Raw genomic sequence first — 21,544 nt, 5'->3', positions numbered from 1 at the left:
GGCGTCGCGGACGTCTGCATGGTCGTCTGCGACGGCCTCAAGGGCCTGCCCGATGCCATCGGCACGGTCTGGCCGCAGGCCGTCACCCAGACCTGCATCGTCCACCTGATCCGGGCCTCGTTCCGCTACGCGGCCCGTCAGGACTGGGACAAGATCTCCAAGGCCCTCAAGCCCGTCTACACCGCGCCGACCGAGGACGCCGCCCTGGAGCGGTTCGTCGAGTTCAGCGAGGCCTGGGGCAGGAAGTATCCGGCGATCGTGCGGCTCTGGGAGAACGCCTGGGCCGAGTTCGTGCCGTTCCTGAGCTTCGACATCGAGGTCCGCCGGGTCATCTGCACCACGAACGCAATCGAGTCCGTGAACGCCCGCATCCGCAAGGCCGTCCGCTCGCGCGGGCACTTCCCGAACGAGCAGGCGGCCCTGAAGCGCGTCTACATGGCGGTCATGTCTCTCGACCCGACCGGTGACGGCCGCAAACGCTGGATGACCCGCTGGAAGGCCGCGCTGAACGCCTTCGAGATCACCTTCGACGGCCGACTCTCCGCCGGCCGCCGCTAACTCAACCCAACCGAGTTACACCGTTCACTGGACAGACCCGACCAACGCCGCGCTGCGGCTGTGCTGGACGTGCCAGGGTTCGATCGGCGAGAAGGCTGGCTCGGAGCTGGAGCTGCGGAGAAGGCTGGCCCTGACCAGTTGGAGTGCCCGCAGTGCGCGGCCGATCGGCAGGTGGAGGAGATGGGCCCGCTGCCGCTCGCCCCGACGAAGCGGGAGCTGGTCGAGGCGCCGGCGTGTTCGCTGGTCGATCAGCGGCAGGTGGTTAGGCGGGGGTCCCCGGGATGCGCGTGGTCCCGTCGTCGGTGATGACGAGGATGTCGCCGTCCTCGTTACCGGCGCAGTCCGGGCAGCAGTCCTCCGGCGCTGGCAGGCCGGCCTCGTATGGTCGGGTGCGAGCAGAAGCCCGAGTGCCCAGACGCACGCTGTGCCGCGCTCCTCCACGGTCAGCTGCTCGCAGGTTCCGTAGACGACGTCGGTCGGGTGGCCGAACACCTGCTGGTAGACCTTCGCCATGCGGTTGAACGCGGCGGAGTCGGGACCGTTGTACTCCAGAAGTTCGTCCGGGAACCCGCCGTAGGTCTCGCTCATGATCAGGCACACCCAGCCTGCTAGGCAGGCGGTGGCCGCCGCGTCACGGGCGACGCGTCCCAGCAGCTCCCGCAGGCACTCATGGCAGTCGTCGATCGCCGCGTCGTACAGCGAGGCCACCGCGGCAGCGTCCGCCCGCTTCTCAGCGTCGTCGAGCGGGACCGAGAACCTCCGTACCCCGTCCCGACTGTGGTCGTGCGCGTGGTCCGTCTGCATCGGCATTCTCCTCGTCTCGAAGCCTGCCGCAAGCCTCCATCAACTGCCCCTTCTCCGTGGCGCCTTCCGGGACAAGTCCACCTGGCGGGGGATGAGGCCATCGAGTGCTCGACGTGCGTGCAGGCCCGCGCCGTGAAGGACTTGGGCCCGCTGATGCTGCCGGTCCCGTCCAAGCGTGAGCTGGTGGCTGCGCTGGTCTCCGCCCTGGACGAACCTGCACCTCGTCGAGGAGCGCGGCATGTGGGTCGTGCGGCTGCCCCGCGCCCTCGCGTGGGAGGCGAGCTGTTCGGCGTGGCATGCTGCTTGGCATGGTCGACACTCCTGATTTCGACGCCTCGGGCGGGACGTGGTCGTTCGCGACCGCACGTGAGCCGGCCGAGTTCCCTGCGGTCGAGGTCGAAGGCGTGCCCGGTGTCGAGCACGCCGGGGGAGCGGGCCGTACCCTGTGCGGGATCCGCGGCCGGTACCTGAAGCTCTTCCTGCACCACTTCCAGCCGCGGGCATTGGCCTCGTGCCGCAAGTGTCGAGCGCTGGCCGAGGGGGCGCCGTCCCAGCCATGCGGGCAGGAACGCCTGCACGACCTGCTTCTCCAGGAAGCCGAAGACGGGCCGCTGCGTACGGACCTGCTCGCCGCGCTGCGCCGGGGTGCGCGGATCGCGATCTGGATCACCGGCCCGGCAAAGGACCTCACCCGCTTCCACTCGCGGATCGACCGGATGACGGAGGCGGCCGGCCCGGCCGCCGAGGCGCTCGCAGCGGCCAAAACCTCCATCACACTGGTCCGTGTCGAGGACACGGACCGGCACTACCTCGTTGTCCTGTCGCCAGACGGCCGCGCCCGCATCGCGCGCGGAGCGGTGGCTGGCTCTCCTGCGGCTTAGCCCCTCCTCCGACAACACCAATCCTGCGGGGCGCTGCCGCTTCGTCCGGTCCGCGCGACCAACGCTGCGCTGCGCCCGTGCTGGACGTGCCGGGGCTCGATCGGGGGGAAGGAGGGCGCGGGGCTGGAGCTGCGGGAGAAGGCCGGCCCGGATCCGTTGGAGTGCCCCGAGTGCGTACAGGACCGCGCCGCGAAGGACTTGGGCCCGCTGGTGCTGCCGGTCCCGACCAGGCGCGAGCTGGTGGCCGCGTTGGTCTCCACTCCGGACGATCCGTGGTGGGAGGACCGTGTGGTGCACGCCAAGCTCTACCCGGCGAGGGGCCGCTGGGTGTGACCTGTTGTGTTGTGGGGTGTGGAACGGCCCCAAATGCCGGGTTGTCTGGACCTTTGGTTGGGCGGGTCGAGGTGTCCTGGAGGTGCTGTCGGGTGGCTGGTTTGGTGACTGTGTGTGGTGTTGGGTGGGGTCGGGGGTCGGGTCGTCCTGTTCGGTGGGTGGGCTCGGTGTTGTTGGTCTTGTTTTCGGGGTGAATTCCGCCGGGTATTCGGTGCTGCTGCTTTTATGGATTCGCTGCCTGCGGTGGTCTGAATTTGGGTTGGGATTGTGGTTGGCGGGGTGGTGGCGGGGGTTGGTGTTCGGTTTCGTCCGGGGGTGGAGCCGCTGGGCCCCGCCCCGTACGGGTCGTTCCGGCCGGGCTGCGCCGTCTGCTCGCCTTGCCGCGTTGCCGTCGCCGTCCCGCCGTCCAGGCCGCGTCGCCGTCGGGGTCATGCCCGCCTTGCTGTGCCGCTCGCTGGACAGGTGGGGGGCCGTCAGGCCGCCGTGGGGCCCCGTCCCGGGTCGGCTGGCCGTCAGGCCGTCCTGGTGGGGGAGGTGGGTCCGCGGCCGGCGAGGTGGCGGGAGGTGAGTTCGATGTCCTGGAGCTGGGCGGTGGTCAGGCGTCGGGTTTCCCAGATGACCGTGGCCAGGTCCGTGGCCCGGGTGTGGAGGGGTGGCAGGTCGTCGGGCAGGCGGATGCCGCCGAGCGCTGCGAGGTCGGGGGCGGGGATACCGACCACTCCGGCGAAGCCGGCTACCAGCTCGGGGGTCGCTTCCACGGCGCCGCGGCCGATCCCGCCGATGGTGGACGGTGACAGGTAGATCCGTCCGTCGGTGACCGCGTACAGGGCCCTGACCGTAGACGTCCAGGTGAGGTTCCGGCTGTGAGCGAGCTCCAGGAGCACCGCGCCGAAGCCCGGCTCGTACCGGTGGTGCGGCCGGTCGACCCCACCACGCCCCTCACGCCGCACCAGGGGCTGCGCCCGGATCGCGTCCAGCAGCGGTCGCCGGTTCTCGGCGGGCATGACCATCGTGTTGTAGACGACGGCGCTGATCGACCAGTTCGGGTTCCGGGTGGTCGGTGTCAGGTCGTCGGGCACCGGTTGTCCGGCGAGAACGAACAGGTCGGCGGCGTGCAGGCCGAGTGCTGGTCCGAGGTCTCGCAAGAGCCGTCCGGTCGGCGGTTGCCCGCCGAGCACGGCTTGCAGCTCTGCAGGGTCGATGCCGGCCGCTGACGCAAGCGTGGCGGAGTCGAGCGCCCGGTGGCCCGTCAGGCGCGCCAGCAGCGCGCCGAACCGTAGTAGGCCTGCCATGCCGTCAGCCTACCGACGGCCTGCAGGTGCTGGCTGTCCTGGGGCACCGTCTGGAGCTGCAGGTACCCGTGCTGGTCCGGGCCGCTGTCGGGGCCGGCCTTCTCCTGGTGGTGTGTTCGGCGGCCTGCCGTCCGGGCCGTTCGGCCCTGCTGCGCCCCGCCTTGTCGGTGGTGACGGGCAGAGTGTTGATCATGTTTATGGGATGGTGGCATGTCCGGCCGGACGAGGAGCGCGTGCAGTGGGCGCTGGAGCCGTTCGCGGCGGTGGGGCCGTTGCGCTTCGGGATGGGCGCTGACGAGGTGACGCAGGCCCTGCTCGGTGTCACCGGGGATAGCGAGCACCGTACGTGGGTCGGCGGGCGCGGCAACAATACGTGGAGGGTCTCGGAGGGCCGGTGCAGGGAGTTCGGCCTGCATCTTTACTACCGGGACGGCCGGCTGTCCGGTATCGCGGTCGACGCGTTGCGCGGGCCGCAGGTCACCGCCGACGGCACCGCGCTCGTAGGCCGGGTGCCTTCCGCGCTGGAACAGTGGATGTGCGAGCGCGCCGAGACTCGGCCCGATGAGCTCGCCTACATGAGCGCGGGCGTGCCCTCCTCGAAGTCCCTCGGCGTCGTGATCAACGTCCAACGGGAGGGCGACCACCTCCTGACCCGGCCGGTGTTCTACCCCGCCGAAGCGCTCGACGACCTTCCTCACTGGCTACCGCAGAGGGCCTGGCAGATCCACGACTGACGGGACAGCCGGGCTGCGCCCCGCTGTCCCGCTGCGTCCGACGTGGCCGTCGTGCTCGTGCCTGTCCTGGTGGTGTCCCGCCCGAGGTCAGTGCCGACGACGGCTAGGAGTCGGCGGTCCTGGCGGTTGTCCTGCCCACCGTGCCCGAGCCCGCCGTGGTGGTATCCCTGCCCGCCAGCGCCTGCCCGCGGCCCGGCCCTGGTCGGCCGCCAGGCCGTCCTGCTGCGCCCGACGTGGCCGTCCCGGCCTGCCGTGTCCGCGCCCGCCCTGGTGGTGTCCCGCTCGCGGCCGGGGCTGCCCGTTGCTGAGCCCTGGTGGCTGCCCTGGTCCGGTGTTCGGTTTGGTGTCGCTGCTTCGGGAATTGTCCGGGTGATGCTGGGCGGGATTTCCTGGGTGGTCGGGAAGGGCGGTCGCCGTGTCGGTCTGGGAGGGCCGTAGGCCCCTTTTCGAGGTGTCCGAACTCGATTCCTTGTCGCTGTGCCTCCGAGTGGGTTCGGATTGCCGCTCGAAATGGAGTTGGAGGGAATTCCTATTCCCGCCGCTGGTGCGGCCTGATAGAGCCGTGATGGACGGTCTCCATGAGGTTGTCCGTTCGTCTCTAGCGTCCGCCAGGGGATTGTAGAATGGATCTGTGTGAAAGCCATTTAAGCGCCTCCGAAAACGCTGCCGGATTCGCTTCGGAATCCGTCCGGGGGTCTGTGGTTGAGGGCCCGTCAGGGGCCGCTGTGAGTGGGTGGGGTGGTGTCAGCAGGGTGGTCAGCAGCGCCTGAAATTAGAAGGGAGGGCTGCTGATCTCGGCCTTTGCTTGGAGACGCCACAGACCCTGGCTGTCATGAGGTGACCATCTCGCTGTCATGACACGCTGATTGTGCCTAGCACACCAGAACCGTGGCTGACACGAGGATGCTCGTTCCTGTGCGGCTTGCTGTGTTTGGGGAGTGGGCTGGTACCCATGACCGCTGCGCCTCTGTCCGTGTCGTCCGACCCCGTCCCGGTGGCTGCTCCAGTGCCCGGGCCGCAGGACCCGCTGGTGTCCCGTTCGGGGGAGCGGGCGCTGAAGCGGCGGGTGGTGATGCGGCGGCTGCTCGCGGTGGACGAGGCCGGGCAGTTGTCGTCGGTGCATGTGCGGATCGCCGCCGAGTCGGCTGGGGTGTCGGTGCGGACGGTGTGGAACTGGCTGGCCATCGCCCGGCGGTCGGGTCGTGTGGAGGCGGTCTCGCGTCGTCGCGGCTTCGCCGTCACGGACGAGTTGTGGGCCCGGCTCGGCGAGCTGGGCGGGAATGTGGCGGCGCTGCACCGCGAGCTGACCGGACAGGCCGCTTGCGGGCCGGGCCAGGAGTCCGCGGGACCGGTGCCGTCGTTGGGGACGCTGCACCGCGCGGTGCGCCGGGAACAGCGGGCTGGCCGTGTTCTGCAGGGTGTGCGGCCTGGGCGTGGCCGGGTGGAGTCGGCGGTGTATGACCGGGCGCTCGCGGAGCTGGCGTTGCCGGGCACGGTCGACATGGCCGGCCAGGCCACACCGGTTGCCGATCCCGTTCCGGCGGTCGTGCCCGATGGCTCTGTCGGGGCCGTTCCGTTGGGGGTGCGGTTGTACGTGCCCGGCGCCCACGTGGTCGCGACGCGCCAGCTGGGCGAGGTGACGGAGGCGCTCGGGCACACGGTCGCCGCGCGGGGGATCGCCTGCGTCTACGGGGATGCGGGGCAGGGCAAGACGGTCGCGGTCCACCAGGCTCTGGGCCTGCTGCCACGCCGTGTGCCGGTCCGTCAGGCGCAGGTGGCGGTGAAGCCGGCCCTGCCGCAGCTGCGCGCCGCGCTGCTGACCGCCTTCGGCCTGCCGGCGACCGCGCTGACGAACCGCACGGATGCGGCCGACCGCGCGCTCATCGACGCGTTCAGCTCCCCTGGGGTGCTGTTGATCGACGACGTGCAGCGCATCGCCGCCCCGGAGCTGGACTACTTGCGTCTGCTGGCCGACGCCCCGACCACCCGGACCTCGCTGGTGCTGTGCGGGGCCGGCGCCGAGCGCACGCTGGCCCGGGCCCCGGCCCTGGCTTCGCGAGTGCTGACCTGGCAGCACGTCCCGCGCCTGGAGGCCTCCCAGGTCCCTACGGTGCTGCGCCTGTTCCACCCGCTGTGGGACGCGGCGGCCGACGCCGACCTGCTGCACGCGGACGAGACCTGTGCGCGGGGGAACTTCCGGACCTGGGCGAAGATCACTTCCCACGCCTATGCGGCGCTGGACCAGCGCCCCGGCACCGGTGCCGATGGCCCGCTGCTGTCCAGGGCGTGTTCCCGGCTCGGCCCCAACCCCTGACCCCGGCCGCCACCGCGCTGCCGTGCCGACCGCCACGCTGCGGAAAGGACACCGGTGAACACCTCCACCCCCGACGCCACCGCCACCGTCGCGGCCCCCGCGCCGGACAGGACCGAGCCCGCCCTGGACGCCGTGTCGTTGAAGGCCTTGCGCGCTCCCGCGGTGCGTCGTCTGCTCGCTCTGCGTGCCGAGGGCCGGCTCACCCGCGCGCACGTCCACACCACGGCGCAGTGCCTGGCGGTCTCGGAGCGGACGGTGTGGCGGTGGCTGGCCGACGCCACCGTCACGCCCGCCAGCGCGGACGATCCCGGGGCTCGCCGCACCGACCGGTTCGAGATCACGCCCGAGGTCCGGGTGCTGTTGGCCTACTGGCGCGGCAACGCCTCCGCGGTCCACCGCGAGCTTGTCGCCCGCGCCCACTCGCCCACCGGAGCCGACAACGCGGCCAGCGGAGCCGAGAACGCGTCCGGCGGGGCCACCCCGCCGGCATTCCCGCCCCGGCCGGCTCGCCCGGCGGTTCCGGGCGGCGCACCACCGACCGCGGTCCCGGCGTTGGAGCGGTTGCCGTCGCTCGCGACGTTCCTGCGCGCGGTGCGTCGTGATCTGACGGCGGGGGAGCGGGCCGGGTACCGCAATGGCCCTGAGGCGGCCCGGGCGCTGGACGTGTTCGGCAAACGCCCCCGTACCTGGCGCAACCACGTCTGGGAGGGCGACCACGTCCAGGCCCCGCTGCGCGTGCACGCGGACGGACAGTTGGTGCGCCCGTACGTCACGTGGTTCATCGACTGCGCGACGAAAGCGATCACCGGGGTGGCGGTGACCCCGGGAGTCCCGTCGCGCGCCTCGATCCTGGCGGCGCTGCGCTCCGCGGTCCTGCGCGTCGGCCCGTACGGGCCGGTCGGGGGCCGGCCGGAGACGGTGCGGATCGACCGCGGCAAGGACTTCCTCTCCCACACCGTCACCGCGGCGTTCGACGCGCTGGGCACGACCGTGGACGACCTGCCCGCCTACAGCCCCCACCTGAAGGGCAGCATCGAGCACCTGAACCGCAGCGCGGCCAGGATGCTGTTCGCTGCCCTGCCCGGCTACCGCACCAAGCAGCCCCGCCGCCGCCCCGACCGCCTCCCCACCGCCCCCGTCCTGTCCTTCGAGGACTTCACCTCCGAAGTCCTGGCCTGGGTCACCTGGTGGAACACCGAACACCACCCGCAGGGCCTGAACGGACACACCCCGCTCCAGGCCTGGCAGCAGGACCCGACACCGCTCACCGACATCCCGCCCACGGACCTGTGGTCGTTCACCCTCGAAGACGACGGCCGCACCCGCGTCATCACCAGCCACGGTGTGCGCTTCCAGAACCGCGATTACCTCGCCGACTGGATGACCGGCCAGGCCGGCCGCGAGGTCAGGGCCCGGTTCATGCCCCACCACACCCACGAGATCGAAATCTGTGACCCCGCCGGCCGCCGCCTGGGCACCGCCCACCTGGCCGATGAAGCGACTCCCGAACAACTCGGCGCGCTGCGCCGCGCCCGCACCCGGCGCGCCCAGCGCCTGCGGGCCGAAGCCAAGGCCGCCGAGCAACTGCGTCACCAGCGCTTCGCCCCCGCCACCACCCCGACCGCACCACGCCGCCTGCATGCCGCCACCGCCACCGAGGTGGCCCGGGAGCTGTCTCGCCACCACGAGAGCGGCCTCGCCGCGCTGGCCCTGCCCGACCTGATCCCGCCCGCCCCACCACCCGCCGACTGGCCCACCCCCGCCACCGTGAGAACCGCGCCCCGGCCCACCCCGCCCCCCGGCCCACCAGGACAGGACGCCCCGTGACCCGCCGCCTGCCACCCGCACCCACCGACCAGTACGTCACCCTGCCCCAGGCCCGCCTCGTGGCCACCCGCGCGCTGCTCACCGTGCGGGAGAACCTCGCCGACACCATCGCCGCCCGCGCCATGATGTGCATCCACGGCGGCGCCGGCTTCGGCAAGACCGTCGCGGTGACCAGCTGCCTGCGCGAACTCGAACCCGGCGAAGAGATCCACCGCATCACCTTCCACGCACGCCCCACCACCCGCGCCGTGCGCCACGAACTGTTCACCAGCCTCGGACTACCAGGCCAGCCCCCGCGCTACGCCAGTGAGTTCGACCACCTCCTCAAGACCGCCCTCGCCGCCCACCCCCGCACCCTCGTCCTGGACGAGGCCCAATGGCTCTCCAGCGACCAGCTGGAGTACATCCGCTACCTCTGGGACGACCCCTACACCCAGCTCGCCGTCGTCTTCGTCGGCGGAGAAGGCTGCTACCAGACCCTGCGCAAGGAACCGATGCTCTCCTCCAGGATCTTCATCTGGCAGCGCCTCGCCCGCCTCACCTCCGACGAGGTTCTGGACGTCATCCCGCTCTACCACCCCCTCTGGGCCGAAGCCGACCCCGCCGACATCGCCTTCGCCGACCAGCACGCAGCCCACGGCAACTTCCGCAACTGGGCCCGCCTGACCGCCCACACCCACACAGCCCTCCAACGCACCGGCCGCACCCGCGTCGACCAGGAAGTGCTCCGATGGGCCTTCAGCCGCCTTGGCCCAACCGGCTGACCAGCTCCGCCCGTTGCGACCCCGGGCCACGCTCGCTCAGGACCGGGCCCTGTGTACCCGCCGCCTCGACACTGGCTGGTGCCCACGTCAGCGGGGGAGTGAGGGGTCATTCCCACCACCCATCGACCTCCAGATCACAGTGGTAGCAGTCCATTGAGGCACTGTCGGCTAGGTCGAAGTGCAGCCTTGGATTCGCCCGGTGCATGGCCCGCTCGACGGTCTCGCACCCGCCGGCACAGCGTTCGCCCTCAGCGACCGGCTCACGTCGTAGCGGATGCGCCGTGCACTTCGTGTACCGGCGAAGTGGGTCATGGTCGACCGGATCGGTGCACCCATTGGGACACGGCCAGTTCTGCGCCGCAGCAGGGGTGCAGCGGACACAGTCCCCCGGAACTCGCTGGTGCGGGCATTGGGGACTGGGAGGAAAGTCCCGGCCGTTGCGCGGGCAGATGAGCCCGAGGTCCCGGTAACGGGTGTAGAGGTTGCGCGCGCAGTTGTAGCAGTTCCCTTTCAGGTACCACTGCGGCTCCTCGGCGCCGACCCGTGCCTGCACAGGCAGTTTCCTCTTGCAGATCGTCGTCAGGCCGTCGAATGTGAAGTGCCTGGTCTGCGTGCTCCACCAGGTGATCCGGATCGGCTGGTTATCAGTCGTCACAGTCACAGCGCTCTCTTTTCGCGTATCCACCGCGGGCGCCCCGGCGGACGTCCCCTGCCATGTCAAACGATCACGGCCCCGATCCGATCCGGCAGGCGCTCGGCGACCTCACGCTGTACGGCCTGGTCGCCTCCGACGGCAACACCAAGGACCGGCACAAGACCTGGCGGCTGGAGGGCACGGCTGGACTAGAGGCGGCCAGTCAGGTCCTCGGCCTGCCCCGCTCTGACATGGGCGGCACCGCTCGGGGAGAGCGTGGACTACCCGAGGGGCCGGACACCGGCCGAGATGGTCGCGGACCTGGAGCCGGTGGTGGCGGTCCTGGACCTGGACGGCCCGGTGGTACGGGCCGCGGCCACCGGCCTGGCCCTGAACCGGCGGCAGGCCAGTACCGAGGCAGTGCTCACCGAGGTCTTCGCGCGGTGGGTCCACCTCGGGGTCCCGCTCTAGAGCGCAGCAGTGCCCTGCGCCGTGCCGGACGGTAGGTCGTCCGGTCGGTTCGGCGACGGTCGGGTTCTCCTTGGAGGCCGGCGGCTGGTCGGCCTCCGCGTCGTGCACCTAGGCGGTTGCCGCCCCGCCCGGCGTCCGGCTCGCCTGAGGCCCACCCCGGTCTGCTGCTGCACCGGGTCGTTGCTGGGCTTGCCAGGGCGCCTCGTCCCGGCGTGGTCGTTCCGGCGGTTGTCGGGCTCCGGCGTCGGCTGCCGGCTTCGCAGTCGGGCCGTCCTGCCCCCGCTGCCGGCCTCGTCGTCGGGTTGCCGTCCGGCTCGCCCCGGTGACGTCCCGTCCCGTCCGCGCCGGTGCCGTCGTTGTAACCGCGGTCCGCCGTGCTGAGCGCGGTCGCCGCCGGGTGGTCACCCATGGTCCCCGGTCGCCGCGACCGCTTGCTGTGCCGCGTCACCGGCCGACCCGCGCGGCCGACATCGCCGTTGCCCCGGACCTCGGGTCGTGCCCGTTGTTCATCCTTGACCTACGTCCCGGCCTGCCGCCTGCCGTCCGGCCTGTCGCCTTGGCGTCGCCGCTGCTGTCCCGGTGTCGCGGTCCGGCTCGGCCCGGTCTGTTCGCCGGGCCGGGCAGCGGTTGTTCGCGGCGGGGCCGGCACACGGTGGAGGCCTGTTCGTGGTGTTCCGTCACTGTCCCGCTGTGACGGAACCTGCTGGGCCCGTGCCCGCCCACTGCGCCCGCCGCCGGGCGGCGCCCGCTGTGAGGGCGGGACGCCGGGTGGGCTCGGGGTTGGGCCCTTCGGGGCTGCTCCGCGCGGGGTCGGCGGTGCGGCCGGGGCTGTGCCGGGGGCGTCACCGGGAGGGGGTGAGGCGACCCCTGCCGCGTGGGGCGCCTTGGCGGGCCCGGCGCCGTGCGGGGTCGAGTCCTGAGTGTCCGTTCTCGGTGAACTTGGCGAAGGCCGACGCTGTGACCTGCGGTCCGCCATCTTCGACGAGACGACGCGTCACCCGACAGCTCAGTGATCATGGCGGTTGTCTGGACCGTTGGAGTCTCTGAGCTCCGGTTCGCCATGTTGAGTGCGGTGTTCGCCGCCTTCACCGAGACCGGACACCCGCCGTCGCCCTCACGGTCACGCACCACCGGGTAGGTTTCGCCCCGCCAACGCGCGACTTCCGCCCCGCCCGAACTCCCAACCGCAGGTCAGAGCCGCTACGCCGCCTACGAGGCGGGCTCGGATCTAGAAGAAGCTGTGAGCAGTCCTCCACGGTCTGGAGTTCGGACCGTGGAGGTGGTGGTTCTGCCCGATCGGATGCGATCAGAACCGCTTTCGGGACAGGCTCCGGCGCCTGTGGGCCGGGCTCTGTTCGGGGAGTGATCGGACTGGCTGGTTTCGGCGGCAGCGGGGGCCGGGGCACGAGCGGTTCGGGGATTGAGGGTGACCTCAATGTACCCGTGCCCAATTCCGCGTTGCCGGGGTGTGACGTCACGGCCTCCGACTCACCCGATCGGGTGAGTTCGGTGCGGATCGGCCCGTGGCGGTGCCAGAGGTTCAGACCATAGGGTTCATGACAATCACTCAGAAGTTCCCCGGGCCGGGCCGCGTGCTGGCGTTCGCGGCCACCGCCGCGGTGCTGGCTGTGACGACCACCGGCACCGCCGTGGCCGCGCCGTCCGCTCCCCGGGCGGCCGACGGACCGCACAACTACCAGGTGTTCACCAAGACGCAGCTCGGCTGGGAGCGGCCGCCCGCGCAGTCGGTCACCGTCTACCTGTGGGGCGCCGGCGGTGGCGGTGGCGGCGGGGAGGGCGGCGCCGGCGGTGGCGGTGGTGAAGGCGGAAAGAACACCGGCTATCCCGGCAGCGGTGGCGGTGGCGGGGCCAGCGGCGCGGGCGGCGGTGGCGGACAGGGCGGCCACTTCGTCAAGTGCACCCTCAACCTGGGCAACTTCTACAACTTCAACGTCGTCGTCGGCCGCGGGGGCGATGGCGGCAAGGGCGGCTCCAGCGGTTCCGGCGGCTCGGGCGGTTGGGCCTTCGGCGGGAACGGCTCGGACGGGAGCTACGGCCGGCCCGGCAGCACCGGCCGGGGCCAGGACTTCGAGGCTGAGCTGGGCAGCGGCCTGAGCCCCGTCGGCGGGGACTGGGACACCGTCAGCAAGTCGAGCGCGGGAACTCCCGGCGGGAGTGGTGGCGCCAGCAGCGGCGACTCCGGCGGCGGGCAGGGCGGCAACGAGAACACGACGACCGGCGGCAAGGCCAGGGGCGGCAGCCCGGGCGGCACCAACGGGGCGTTCCTGTCGTCCTGCGGCGACGCCCACCCCTGGCCGGGTCAGCCTCCGATCGGCTCCGCAGGGGCCTCCGGGGCGGCTGGCACTGCGGGAGCGAACGGAGGCGACGCGGGCTACAAGGGCGCCCCCGGCCTGGGCGGGAAGACCAACGCGAACGCCGGCCAGGGCGGCGCCGGCGGAGCGTCGGCCGGCCCTCTCTCGATCACCCTCCCGGACGGGAGCACCTACCCCGTCCCGGCCGGGGTGGGCGTCGGCGGCCGTGGCGGCCAGGGCGGCAACGGAGGCGATGGCGGAGGCGGAGGCTCCGACACCCTCATTCCCGGCCAGCGGGGCTACTCCGGACAGAACGGTCTGGACGGCAGTCGCGGCGGCGACGGCCTGGTGATCATCACCTGGTAGCACAGACCGGGCGGCACGGCGCGCGGTCCGGCTGACGGAGTCCGTTCCCCCGCCGCATGCCCGCTCCCCTTCTGCCGCCGGGGACGGTTGTGCTGTTCCCCGGCGGCTGTCCATCGGCCGGGCCCGCGCGGCCATCCGTGACCTGCCCCGATGCGGGAACGTTCCAACGGCATGGGCCGGTGGCTCGACCTGGTCGAATACGCTCTCGCGCGCGCCCCCGGGGAGGTCGCCGCACACGAGGCGTACCGCGAAATTGTCACGTGCACCCCTCGGATCGAGGTGTTCTGCAACGACCTGTAAGTCGACCCCCGGGCCCGGGCTCACGCCGACCGGACGGCCCGTTCGCAGCGCGGGCAGACGTGCCCGGCGTACTCGGGCGGGTACCAGCGCGAGCCCGGCCCGGTCGGCCGCCACGGACCGAACCGGCTGTCCATCCTCGAACCGCACCCCGGCAGCGTCAGCCAGCGTCACGTGGTGTTCCCCACCGTCCCGGTCGACGTACGCGACCTCGAACCCCCGCACCACCGCTGGCGCCCCACCGGCAACACTCCGAGCAACCGTCACGCCCCCACGATGATCAGACGCAGAGCCCCCTGTCCGCCAGCTTCGCCAACTTCACCGAGACGAGTGGTCTGTTGCTGGCCAGGCTCACCGAGACTCCGCCAAGTTCATCGAGACAGGACACTGAGTGCCTGCCGCGGCCCGGGCTACGCCGGGGCGGTTTCGTCACACAGGTCTTGGTCACGAAACCAGGTGTGACCTGTTGATGCCGATGGGCGTGAAATGGCTCCACACGCCATGTTGTCTAGACCTTTAGTCGAGTGGGCTGGGGCGCCCGGTAGGTGGTGTCGGATGGCTGGGGTGGTGACTTTGTGTGATGTCGCGTGGGGTCCGGAGGTCGGGTCGGCCCACTTGAGGATCGGTGGGGTGTTGCGGGTCTGTATTCGGGGGTGAATTCCGCCGGTAATTCGGTTGGGTTGTTTCGGCGGATCGGTTTCCGATGGTGTTCTGAATTCGGACCTGGATTGCGGGTTGGGATCGTGGTTGGCGGGGGCCGGTGTTCGGTTTCGTCCAGGGTGGAGCTGTCGGCCCCGCGCCGGCCGGGTCGTTCCGGCCTTGCTGTGCCTGGTCGGTGCCGCGCGGCTGTCCGGGTCGGGCCCGCCGTCGCCCGTGGCCGGGCCGGGCCCGCCTCGCTGCGTCCCGCCAGCCGGCCGGGCCCGCCGTCGCCGTCTCACTGTGCCGCGGTCCAGGCCGGGGGCGGCCGTCCGGGTCCCGTTGCGCCTTCGGGAGGCCTCGCTGCGCCGCCGTCGCCGTCCCGCCGTCCAGGCTGTGCGCGCCGGCTGTTCCCCTGTGCGTGGCCTGGGTGCGACGGGTGGGTGCGACTGGGTACTGGGGTGGGGCTGTGGCTGGTGTTCGGTGGTGGCCGTCTCCGGGTGGCGACGACCGGCGGGTGCCGGCGGGTGCCGGCGGTCGCGGGGAGGGCCGGCCTTCCCGGTGGTCTGGTCCTGGTGGTGGCGCCGGTCGTCCGGGGCTGTCGGCCCTGGCGGTGCGCTGACCGCCGTCCTGGTCGGCCGCCAGGCCGTCCCGCCCTGCGGGTGGGGTCCCGTTGCTTCGTCCCGGGTCCGGTGTCCGGTGGAGGGGTGTCGCGGAACATGGAGTGCAGCGGGGCAGGGTCTGGGACCCTTGCTATAGGTGACCGATTGGCACCTCTATGGAGTCGAGAGTGACTGGAGGGCGATCATGGAGATTCCCGCGCTGAAGGAAGCGGCGGCGAAGTTCAAGGAGAAGCAGGCCGCCGAGGGCGGTGAAGGCGGCGAGCAGGGCGAGGAGAAGGAGAGGTTCCACGTCGGCGGCAGCCAGTACACGACCACCGAGGCCCCTGAGGGTGAGGAACACATCGTCGTCAAGGAAGACCCGCAGGGCATCCTGGACACCGTCGACTGACGGGCCTGCCATCGAGCACGGCGGGCACCCGCGGCCGGTTGCTACCCCTGCAACCGGCACCACCGGAGGCTGCGCTCCGGGGTGCGACGTGAGGGCGTGTTGCAGCTCGTGTTGCACCGGGCCGCGCCCGTCGGCCGGCCTCGGCGGTTCCCCGCCGCTCCGGCACCCCGTCCGAGCCGCCCGGCGCCGCGCCCCGCCGTCCCGCCGTTGGGCCCCGGTCCTGGCCGCCGTCGTCCTGGTCGGCCGTCAGGCCGTCCCGCTGCGCCCGACGTGGCCGTCCCGCCCGCCGGCCTCGGCGGCCCGCCGCCGCCCGGCCGTCCCGCTGCGCCCGTCCCGGCTATGCGGTCTCAAAAGACATGCAACTTGACTGGAGTTGTGAGCTGTGGGTTTGCATATTGAATGAGACGGTGATTCTTGGTCGGTCGTGGAGCGGTCGCTGGGTGGTGGCGCGCTGGTGCGGGTTGTCGAAGTGCGCTTCGTGGTTTGGCGGGTTGGTTGAGACGTTTGGCAGATCGACTGAGACTTCCTGCATGAGTGGCTCGGGAGGGGCCTGTCCGTGGCGTGGGCCTGACGCGGTGTGGGGTCTTGGCCGGGGGGTTGGGCCGCGGTTGTTCGTGGTCCCCGGTGTCGGCCGCGGCTGTGGCGCCGTCGGCCGGCGGGGCGTGGACCGTTCGGCGCGGCGCGGGGTGTGGATCGCGTGGGTGTGCCGGGTCGGGTCCCGGAGTGCCTCGGGTGCGTGGCGACGGGGACGTCGCGGGCGGCCCGGAAGCCGACCTGGGGCCGGGTTGGGCCGGTCTGGGCGGTGAAGGTGCGGCTCAGTCGCTTTCGGGGGCGTCTGGGTCGTCGGTGGGGTGGGGGATGTCGAGGTAGTTGGCGGCTTCTTTGAGGAGGTTGCCGGTGATGGCCTCGTCGCCTCCGAGGATGGCGAGTTGCGCGGCCGTCCCCGTGAGCGGGACGAGGTGTTCCATGAGGCCGTCTGTGGCGAGGTAGAGGAATTCCTCGTGGTCGAGGAGGCCTTTGGCTGGCTGTCGGTGCAGGCGGAGCAGTTCGTTGAGGGATACCAGGACTTTGACCCACTCGTCGGGGTGTTCCTTCGAGCGGCCCGGGATGCGGTTGACCCACAGGGTGGGCACCGCGCGGGGGCGGATCGTGGTGGTCTTCTCGGTGACCCGGCGCAGCGGGCTGGAGCGGGTGCGGGCCTCTCGCAGGATGTCGCTGGAGCCCAGGCCGTTCCAGAACACGGTCAGGCCGCCCAGTTCGTCGCCCAGGTGGTCGAAGTAGTCGAAGGTGGGCTGGAGGTCCGCGGGGCCGAGGCGGTCGATGCCGTCGACGAGGCAGAGTTTGGTGCGGGCGCCTCGCAGGACGTGGACGACGGGGCCGGTGAGGTCCTTCATCCGTGGCTGGGGCTGGTGATCGGTGCCTGGCCGGTATATGTCCCAGCCCAGGAACGTGGCGAGAGCGGCGGACCATTCGGCGTGACTGCCGGGGGAGAACGGGGTGTTGATGCAGACCACGGGGATGCGGTGTTCGTCGATGCCGTGCAGCTTCTCCAGGCGGCCTTGGTGGGCGAGGCCGATGTGGTGGGCCAGGAAGCGTTTTCCGGTTCCGCGGCAGTCGCTGTCGATGGCGATGTGGGCGGCGCCGCGCTGGTCTGGCTCGCGGTTGAGGAGGAGCAGGCGGTGGGCGGTCTTGAGGCCGGTGTTGATGTCGGTGGTCGGGATCTTGCCGAGGCGGCCGTGGTAGCGAACGCGGGGGTCGTCCTCGTCGACGGGGGTGCCCGCGGGGGCGCAGTCCTGCAGGTTGGGCGCGATGGTGGGATGACGCAGGCGGGCCAGCCAGCCGCATCTCGTGGTCGCGGGCCCGGTGTCCAGGGGCGGTGCGGCGGGTGGCGGGCAGACCGGGTCGGGGCCGGTGCGCGTGCGGGGGCTCAACGGTCCTCTTCCAGCCCGGTGCCCGGCCCGTCTTCGGGCTGCGGGCCGGGTGCGGGGGGCGTGTCGGGGACACTTCCGGTGTCGGGGGTGTTGAGGACGGAGGCCAGGAACTCGTCGAGGGACTGGCCGGGCTGTGGATCGGGGGCCGGGTCGGGCAGGAACAGCTCGGCGGCTGGGCGGTCCAGGTCGGGGAAGGGGTCGATGGCGTCGCGGTCCAGCGGCGGCAGGCCTTGTGCGTAGGGGCGGCGCGGCTGCGCCGCACGCTCGGTGTGCGCGTGGTCGGGGAGTGACTCCGGCCGCGGGGCGGGCGTTCGTGCCTCAAGTGGTCGTCCGCCGCCGACGTCGCGCAGCAGTTTGTCGAGGGCACGGGCGATGCCGGACTCGCCTCGCGGGGAGCCGCCGGCTGCGAGGAAGATACGGGTGGCTTCCTCCCATAGCTCCTCGGTCCACTGCTCGGTGATCAGGCGCCGGTAGATGAAGGGCACTTCCACCCACGGGTCCGAGCCGGCCGAGGCGCGGTGGTTGAACAGCCATGCCACTTCGGGCTTGTTGGGGTCGTAGTGGACCTCCCAGCGGCCCTGGCGGCCGGGGATGTTCGAGGAACCGTGGAAGGGCCTCAGCTCGTTGCCGAGGCTGTAGGTGCGGTTGTTGATCTGGAAGCCCTTGCGGGTGACACGGACCCATGCGACGGGAAGCATCTTGCGGATGTTCTGCTCGGTCAGCGTGACGGAGCGGTAGCCGCGCAGCGCGGTCAGCGCGGCGAACATCTGGTTGGGAGTCAGTTTCATCCCGGACAGGAAAGGGCTGCGCAGCGCGCTGTGTGGGGTCTGCTGCCACCTCAGGGCCACCCACTGGTCGAAGAGGTCCTGCAGCTCGGCGATGGTGAACAGGGGTTGGTGGCGCACGCGTCTGCCGCGCAGGTCGAGGCGGTGGTGGGTGTAGGTGGCCAGGTGCTGGCTGAACCCCGTCTTGCTGGCGAGCATGGCGCGTTCCACGATTGCCTTATCCACGGCGGTGCGTACGCGCGCGTCCCGTACCTCGCAGCCCAGTTCCTGGCAGGCACGGGAGAAGTTCTCGGAGACGTAGGGCGAGCCGTGGTCGACGACAACGGTCTCGGGTTTGATGACCGGCCGTGCGGCCGCGCCGGCGAAGCGCGGATCGGCTTCCAGGAGTTCCTCGAAGGGCAGGTCAGAGCCCTCCAGGAGGGTCTCGGGGGACCAGCCGGGCCGCGCCGGCAGTGGCGCGGTCGCCTGGGCGAGGAGCTGCACGGCGTCGTAGGCGCGGGTGGCGCGCCCGCCCAGCCAGCGTCCCTCGGCGGGCGTGCGACCGGTGCGGCGGGGCACGACCAGCGCGCCGATGATGCTGCGGGTGGCGACGTCGATCGCGATGGTCAGCTCCACCGGGACGATCTTCCCGTCGTCGCCCAGGGCGAGGACGTCCAGCCCGGTGGTGTCGATCTGCACCAGCTCTCCGGGCCAGCGGGCGAAGGTGGCCGGCCGGTGTCCGGGCCGGCCCGCGGCGCGAGCGGGGCCGGCCGCGTGCCGCTCAGCCGCCCGGTGCGAGCCGTCCGCGGTGATGCCGAGTTCGGCCAGACGCCGGTACAAGGTGGCACGCGCCGGCCGCAGCCGCGCACCCGCCTTCTTGTCGGTGAGTTCGTCCGCGTGGCGGGCCTCGACCGTGGCCTGAACGCGCGCGATCAGCCGGGAGAGGGTGCCCGGGGAAAGCCCGGCTTCACGTTCGGTGTCCAGGGTCTGCCACACGGCCTCGATCACCCGGGCGTCGGTGCGCCCGTGCGGGGACGGGACGCGCACAGTGCGCCTGTCGACCAGCGCCATCAGCCCGCCCCCCAGCCAGGCGCGGCACTTGCGTGCCACTGTGTAGGCCGACACCTTCCTCCCGGCCGCCTGCAGTTGCGCGGCCTTGGCCTCGTAGCGCTGCATGAGGGTGAAGCGGTCCGGGTCGAAGGCGGCCTCGGGCGCGGTGACGGCGGGCACTCCCGGGGCCTGCTGGTGCAGCACCTGTTTGACGTGCCGCTCCCACTCCAGGGCGGCCTTGCGCACATCCTTGGGCAGAGCGGCGAACTCGCCAGTTCGGCTGACCAGTTCGGTACGCGGAGCCGACCGGCCGGTGACCGCGAAGTCCGGTGCTGAGGTCAGCGCGGCCTGCAGGATGATGAGCGGGTTGCCCTCGACACTCTCGCAGGCATCCAGGAGGACCCGCTGTCCGTGGAAGGCCGTGACCGTGTAGGAGGCCCCGCGGAAGCGGACGGTGTCGCCCAGCGCGAGCGAGTCGGCACCGGCACCGGCACCGGCGGGGGAGGATGCGGTCATGGCGCCTCCTGTACGGGTGTGGCCCACGCCGTCGAGGTCGGCGTCAGCTGCCGGCTGGCATCGACGTGCAGGCGGTGCTGCCAGATCAGGTGGTAGGCGAGATCGATCCCGGTCAAGCGGGGGAGTCCGGCGGCGCGCACCGCGGCCCGGATCGGGCGGGGCGCGGTGAACGCCTGCACCAGGTGCTGGGCCTGCTGCGGGTCGCGCCCGCGCGGGTCACGGGCGGCGTAGAGCAGCTGGAGGTTGTCCAGTTCCACACCCGTCGGCGGCGCCAGCACCCGCACGTGCCAGTCGGCCTGCGCCGCGGCCTGGGCGAGCACGGCCTGCCCGGCCCGCCAACGGCCGTCGGGCTCCTCGGGCGGGATGCAGATGACCTCGCGCCGCTTCCGGCGCCAGGCGACGAACGCCGGCCGCAGCCGGGCGGGGCGCCCCCGGTCGTCGTGCCAGCGCAGTTCGAGGGGCCCGGCGCTGCGCAGGGCGACGTCCGGGTCCCGGTCCAGCAGCATCCCCACCCGCTGCTGGCGCAGGGAGGCGCAGTCCAGTCTCTGCCCGGTGGCCGACGCCCAGGCGTGTGTGACGAAGGAGGACCGGCCCGGATAGGCCACGGGCACCGCCAGCGTCGACAGCTCCTCGAAGCGCACCCTGCGCACCCGCGCGGCCGGCAGCTCGCGGTGCCGTCCGAACTGGTCGACGTAGGCGACGCTCACCTCCACCACCCGCCAACTCCCTCGGCCCGGCACACCGCTTCCACGTCCACCCTCCTCGATGCCGCCCGCTGCCCGCAGGCTGATCCCCTCCGCTCCGTCGATCGAGTGAACGCGGCCGGGTTTGGGTGACCTCGGCCTGTCCGGGACAGCGGTCACACCGGGACGGAGGTGTCCGTCCAGTCCCACGGCAGGCAGCCGCGGTCCACGAGTGATCCGGGCGCGTCGTCGCCAGCGTGTGCTTGCGTCCGAACCGGCGCGGGGCCGCCGCCCGCCGCGGCCGGCCGGTCTTCGTCGAGGTGGTGGTGGCGGGCCAGCCACTCGGCCACCGGTACGCTCCACGCCTCGACGGTGAGTCCAAGCCCGTTCGCCAGGGCCGCGGCCTCTTCCCGAAGTCGGGCCCGCGCCGCACCCCACCGTTGTACCGGGCTCGCGCTGCGGTCCAGTTCGTGGCGCAGCAGCAACCGGGCCAGGGCGACGGCCTCCGGATAGATCAGCAGCCAGGCCGTGCCCGTGCTCAGCAGCGGCAACCTCGCCCGCCGGGCCCGCTCGCGCCACGGCACGGCGGCCGGGGCGTGCCGCCACCACCATCCGGTGACCGCGAAGGCGTCCGCGAGCAGGAAGCCTCCCGTCTGCCCCCAGCGCCGCTCAAGGCGTTCACGGCGCCGATGGGCCCGGACGCACTCCGGCAGCGCACGGACGTCCACCGCCCTCGCGGGGCCGGTGCGGGCGCACTCGGTGAACCGTCCATGCCGCGCGCACAACCGCCACGGATCGGGCCAGACCAGCCACACGTCACCGCCCGCCTCCCGGGACGCCGCGCACAGCGGGCAGCACCGCACCAGGTAGCCCCCCGAGGGCACCCACGGCCAGTGCCAGCGCGCCTGACCGCCCGGCAGCAGGTGAGCCGCCCGCAGGTGCGGCATCGCCCGCTGCAGCCGAACCGGCGGCACACGCATCATCGCGCCGAGCCGTTCCAGGGCCGGACCGCTCAGATACACCTCCGCCAGGCGGGGCTCCAGAGCACGCTGTCCCTGCGGGCCCTGCCCGAGGTCGTCCAGCAGGAAGTCCACCGAGACCCCCTGCGCCGCCGCCAGGCGCCACAGCAGGGAACAGGTCGACTCCTGCGCCACGAACCGCATCGGCACGTGCGCCAGCGACGCACCCCAGGCGACATCGCCGGACCACACCCCACCACTGCTCACAACAGCTGCATATATCACGGCTCCCACCGTTGCGGCCCGAGACATCACCCCAACGAGTGCACTCCTGCCCCTGCCCGACCCGGCCGGACAAGGCACGCCCGCACACTGCACCTCACGGGCAACCGAACACATGGCCCGCC

At 72.0% G+C, this 21,544-nt stretch carries 16 protein-coding genes and 1 pseudogene; 11 read left to right on the top strand and 6 right to left on the bottom strand.

All coding sequences use genetic code 11. The annotated features are described in order from the left end of the window. Window positions 1-558 (top strand): transposase (locus tag AB0E96_RS10410; RefSeq protein WP_359821008.1); only part of this gene is annotated, 558 nt, incomplete at its 5' end. Between the two features lie 24 nt (window positions 559-582). Here the strand turns inward: AB0E96_RS10410 and AB0E96_RS10405 are convergent. After that, window positions 583-1,362 (bottom strand): hypothetical protein, encoded by a 780-nt coding sequence (locus AB0E96_RS10405; RefSeq protein WP_359821006.1) that lies wholly within the window; start codon window positions 1,360-1,362, stop codon window positions 583-585. Between the two features lie 308 nt (window positions 1,363-1,670). Here AB0E96_RS10405 and AB0E96_RS10400 point away from each other — a divergent pair, with 308 nt between their 5' ends. Further along, the gene (locus tag AB0E96_RS10400; RefSeq protein WP_359821004.1) at window positions 1,671-2,243 is read left to right on the top strand and encodes a hypothetical protein; all 573 of its coding nucleotides are present in this window, start codon (window positions 1,671-1,673) and stop codon (window positions 2,241-2,243) included. Between the two features lie 210 nt (window positions 2,244-2,453). After that, the gene (locus tag AB0E96_RS10395; RefSeq protein ID WP_359821002.1) at window positions 2,454-2,576 is read left to right on the top strand and encodes a hypothetical protein; all 123 of its coding nucleotides are present in this window, start codon (window positions 2,454-2,456) and stop codon (window positions 2,574-2,576) included. A gap of 512 nt (window positions 2,577-3,088) precedes the next feature. Here the strand turns inward: AB0E96_RS10395 and AB0E96_RS10390 are convergent. Then, complete coding sequence (locus AB0E96_RS10390) at window positions 3,089-3,868, bottom strand: hypothetical protein (RefSeq protein WP_359821000.1); 780 nt, start codon at window positions 3,866-3,868, stop codon at window positions 3,089-3,091. A gap of 26 nt (window positions 3,869-3,894) precedes the next feature. On the opposite strand from AB0E96_RS10390, the gene AB0E96_RS10385 reads away from it, so the two are divergent. The 8 genes and pseudogenes from AB0E96_RS10385 (at window position 3,895) to AB0E96_RS10350 (ending at window position 15,234) form a co-directional block, all read left to right on the top strand. Continuing rightward, window positions 3,895-4,602, top strand: a complete 708-nt coding sequence (locus AB0E96_RS10385) for a hypothetical protein (protein ID WP_359820998.1) — start codon at window positions 3,895-3,897, stop codon at window positions 4,600-4,602. Window positions 4,603-5,632: 1,030 nt separating this feature from the next. Next, the gene (locus AB0E96_RS10380) at window positions 5,633-6,916 is read left to right on the top strand and encodes an ATP-binding protein (RefSeq protein WP_359820996.1); all 1,284 of its coding nucleotides are present in this window, start codon (window positions 5,633-5,635) and stop codon (window positions 6,914-6,916) included. Window positions 6,917-7,078: 162 nt separating this feature from the next. Further along, window positions 7,079-8,686 (top strand): annotated as a pseudogene (locus AB0E96_RS10375) (transposase family protein); the annotation flags it as partial. Between the two features lie 53 nt (window positions 8,687-8,739). Further along, entirely contained in the window at window positions 8,740-9,507 is a 768-nt protein-coding gene (locus AB0E96_RS10370) for an ATP-binding protein (protein ID WP_359820993.1), read from the top strand. Window positions 9,508-10,417: 910 nt separating this feature from the next. Then, complete coding sequence (locus tag AB0E96_RS10365) at window positions 10,418-10,612, top strand: hypothetical protein (protein WP_359820990.1); 195 nt, start codon at window positions 10,418-10,420, stop codon at window positions 10,610-10,612. Window positions 10,613-12,168: 1,556 nt separating this feature from the next. Beyond that, window positions 12,169-13,290, top strand: coding sequence for a hypothetical protein (locus tag AB0E96_RS10360; protein ID WP_359820988.1), 1,122 nt, complete (start codon window positions 12,169-12,171; stop codon window positions 13,288-13,290). Window positions 13,291-13,440: 150 nt separating this feature from the next. Further along, window positions 13,441-13,590, top strand: a complete 150-nt coding sequence (locus AB0E96_RS10355) for a hypothetical protein (RefSeq protein WP_359820985.1) — start codon at window positions 13,441-13,443, stop codon at window positions 13,588-13,590. 1,440 nt (window positions 13,591-15,030) lie between these two features. Beyond that, window positions 15,031-15,234 carry a hypothetical protein gene (locus tag AB0E96_RS10350; protein ID WP_359820983.1) on the top strand — a complete coding sequence of 68 codons (204 nt, stop codon included), beginning with the start codon at window positions 15,031-15,033 and terminating at the stop codon, window positions 15,232-15,234. An 815-nt stretch (window positions 15,235-16,049) separates the two neighbouring features. Here the strand turns inward: AB0E96_RS10350 and AB0E96_RS10345 are convergent. From AB0E96_RS10345 to AB0E96_RS10330, 4 genes are all read right to left on the bottom strand, one after another. Further along, complete coding sequence (locus AB0E96_RS10345; protein WP_359820980.1) at window positions 16,050-17,165, bottom strand: hypothetical protein; 1,116 nt, start codon at window positions 17,163-17,165, stop codon at window positions 16,050-16,052. After that, window positions 17,162-19,495, bottom strand: coding sequence for a hypothetical protein (locus tag AB0E96_RS10340; protein WP_359820977.1), 2,334 nt, complete (start codon window positions 19,493-19,495; stop codon window positions 17,162-17,164). Before AB0E96_RS10340 ends, AB0E96_RS10345 begins: the two co-directional genes overlap by 4 nt. Beyond that, entirely contained in the window at window positions 19,492-20,211 is a 720-nt protein-coding gene (locus tag AB0E96_RS10335; RefSeq protein ID WP_359820974.1) for a hypothetical protein, read from the bottom strand. The genes AB0E96_RS10340 and AB0E96_RS10335 overlap by 4 nt, the downstream gene beginning before the upstream one ends. Before the next feature lie 143 nt (window positions 20,212-20,354). Beyond that, window positions 20,355-21,404 (bottom strand): TniQ family protein, encoded by a 1,050-nt coding sequence (locus tag AB0E96_RS10330; RefSeq protein ID WP_359820971.1) that lies wholly within the window; start codon window positions 21,402-21,404, stop codon window positions 20,355-20,357. Window positions 21,405-21,544: the final 140 nt, after the last annotated feature.

Source organism: Kitasatospora sp. NPDC036755 (genome assembly GCF_040636595.1).
GTDB lineage: Bacteria > Actinomycetota > Actinomycetes > Streptomycetales > Streptomycetaceae > Kitasatospora.
This window is presented reverse-complemented; position numbering and strand designations above follow the sequence as displayed.

Coding starts and splice junctions, on each gene's coding strand:
- AB0E96_RS10390 (WP_359821000.1), bottom strand. CDS start 3,868: ATGGCAGGCCTACTACGGTTCGGCGCGCTGCTGGCGCGCCTGACGGGC.
- AB0E96_RS10400 (WP_359821004.1), top strand. CDS start 1,671: ATGGTCGACACTCCTGATTTCGACGCCTCGGGCGGGACGTGGTCGTTC.
- AB0E96_RS10350 (WP_359820983.1), top strand. CDS start 15,031: ATGGAGATTCCCGCGCTGAAGGAAGCGGCGGCGAAGTTCAAGGAGAAG.
- AB0E96_RS10360 (WP_359820988.1), top strand. CDS start 12,169: ATGACAATCACTCAGAAGTTCCCCGGGCCGGGCCGCGTGCTGGCGTTC.
- AB0E96_RS10355 (WP_359820985.1), top strand. CDS start 13,441: ATGCGGGAACGTTCCAACGGCATGGGCCGGTGGCTCGACCTGGTCGAA.
- AB0E96_RS10340 (WP_359820977.1), bottom strand. CDS start 19,495: ATGACCGCATCCTCCCCCGCCGGTGCCGGTGCCGGTGCCGACTCGCTC.
- AB0E96_RS10405 (WP_359821006.1), bottom strand. CDS start 1,362: ATGCAGACGGACCACGCGCACGACCACAGTCGGGACGGGGTACGGAGG.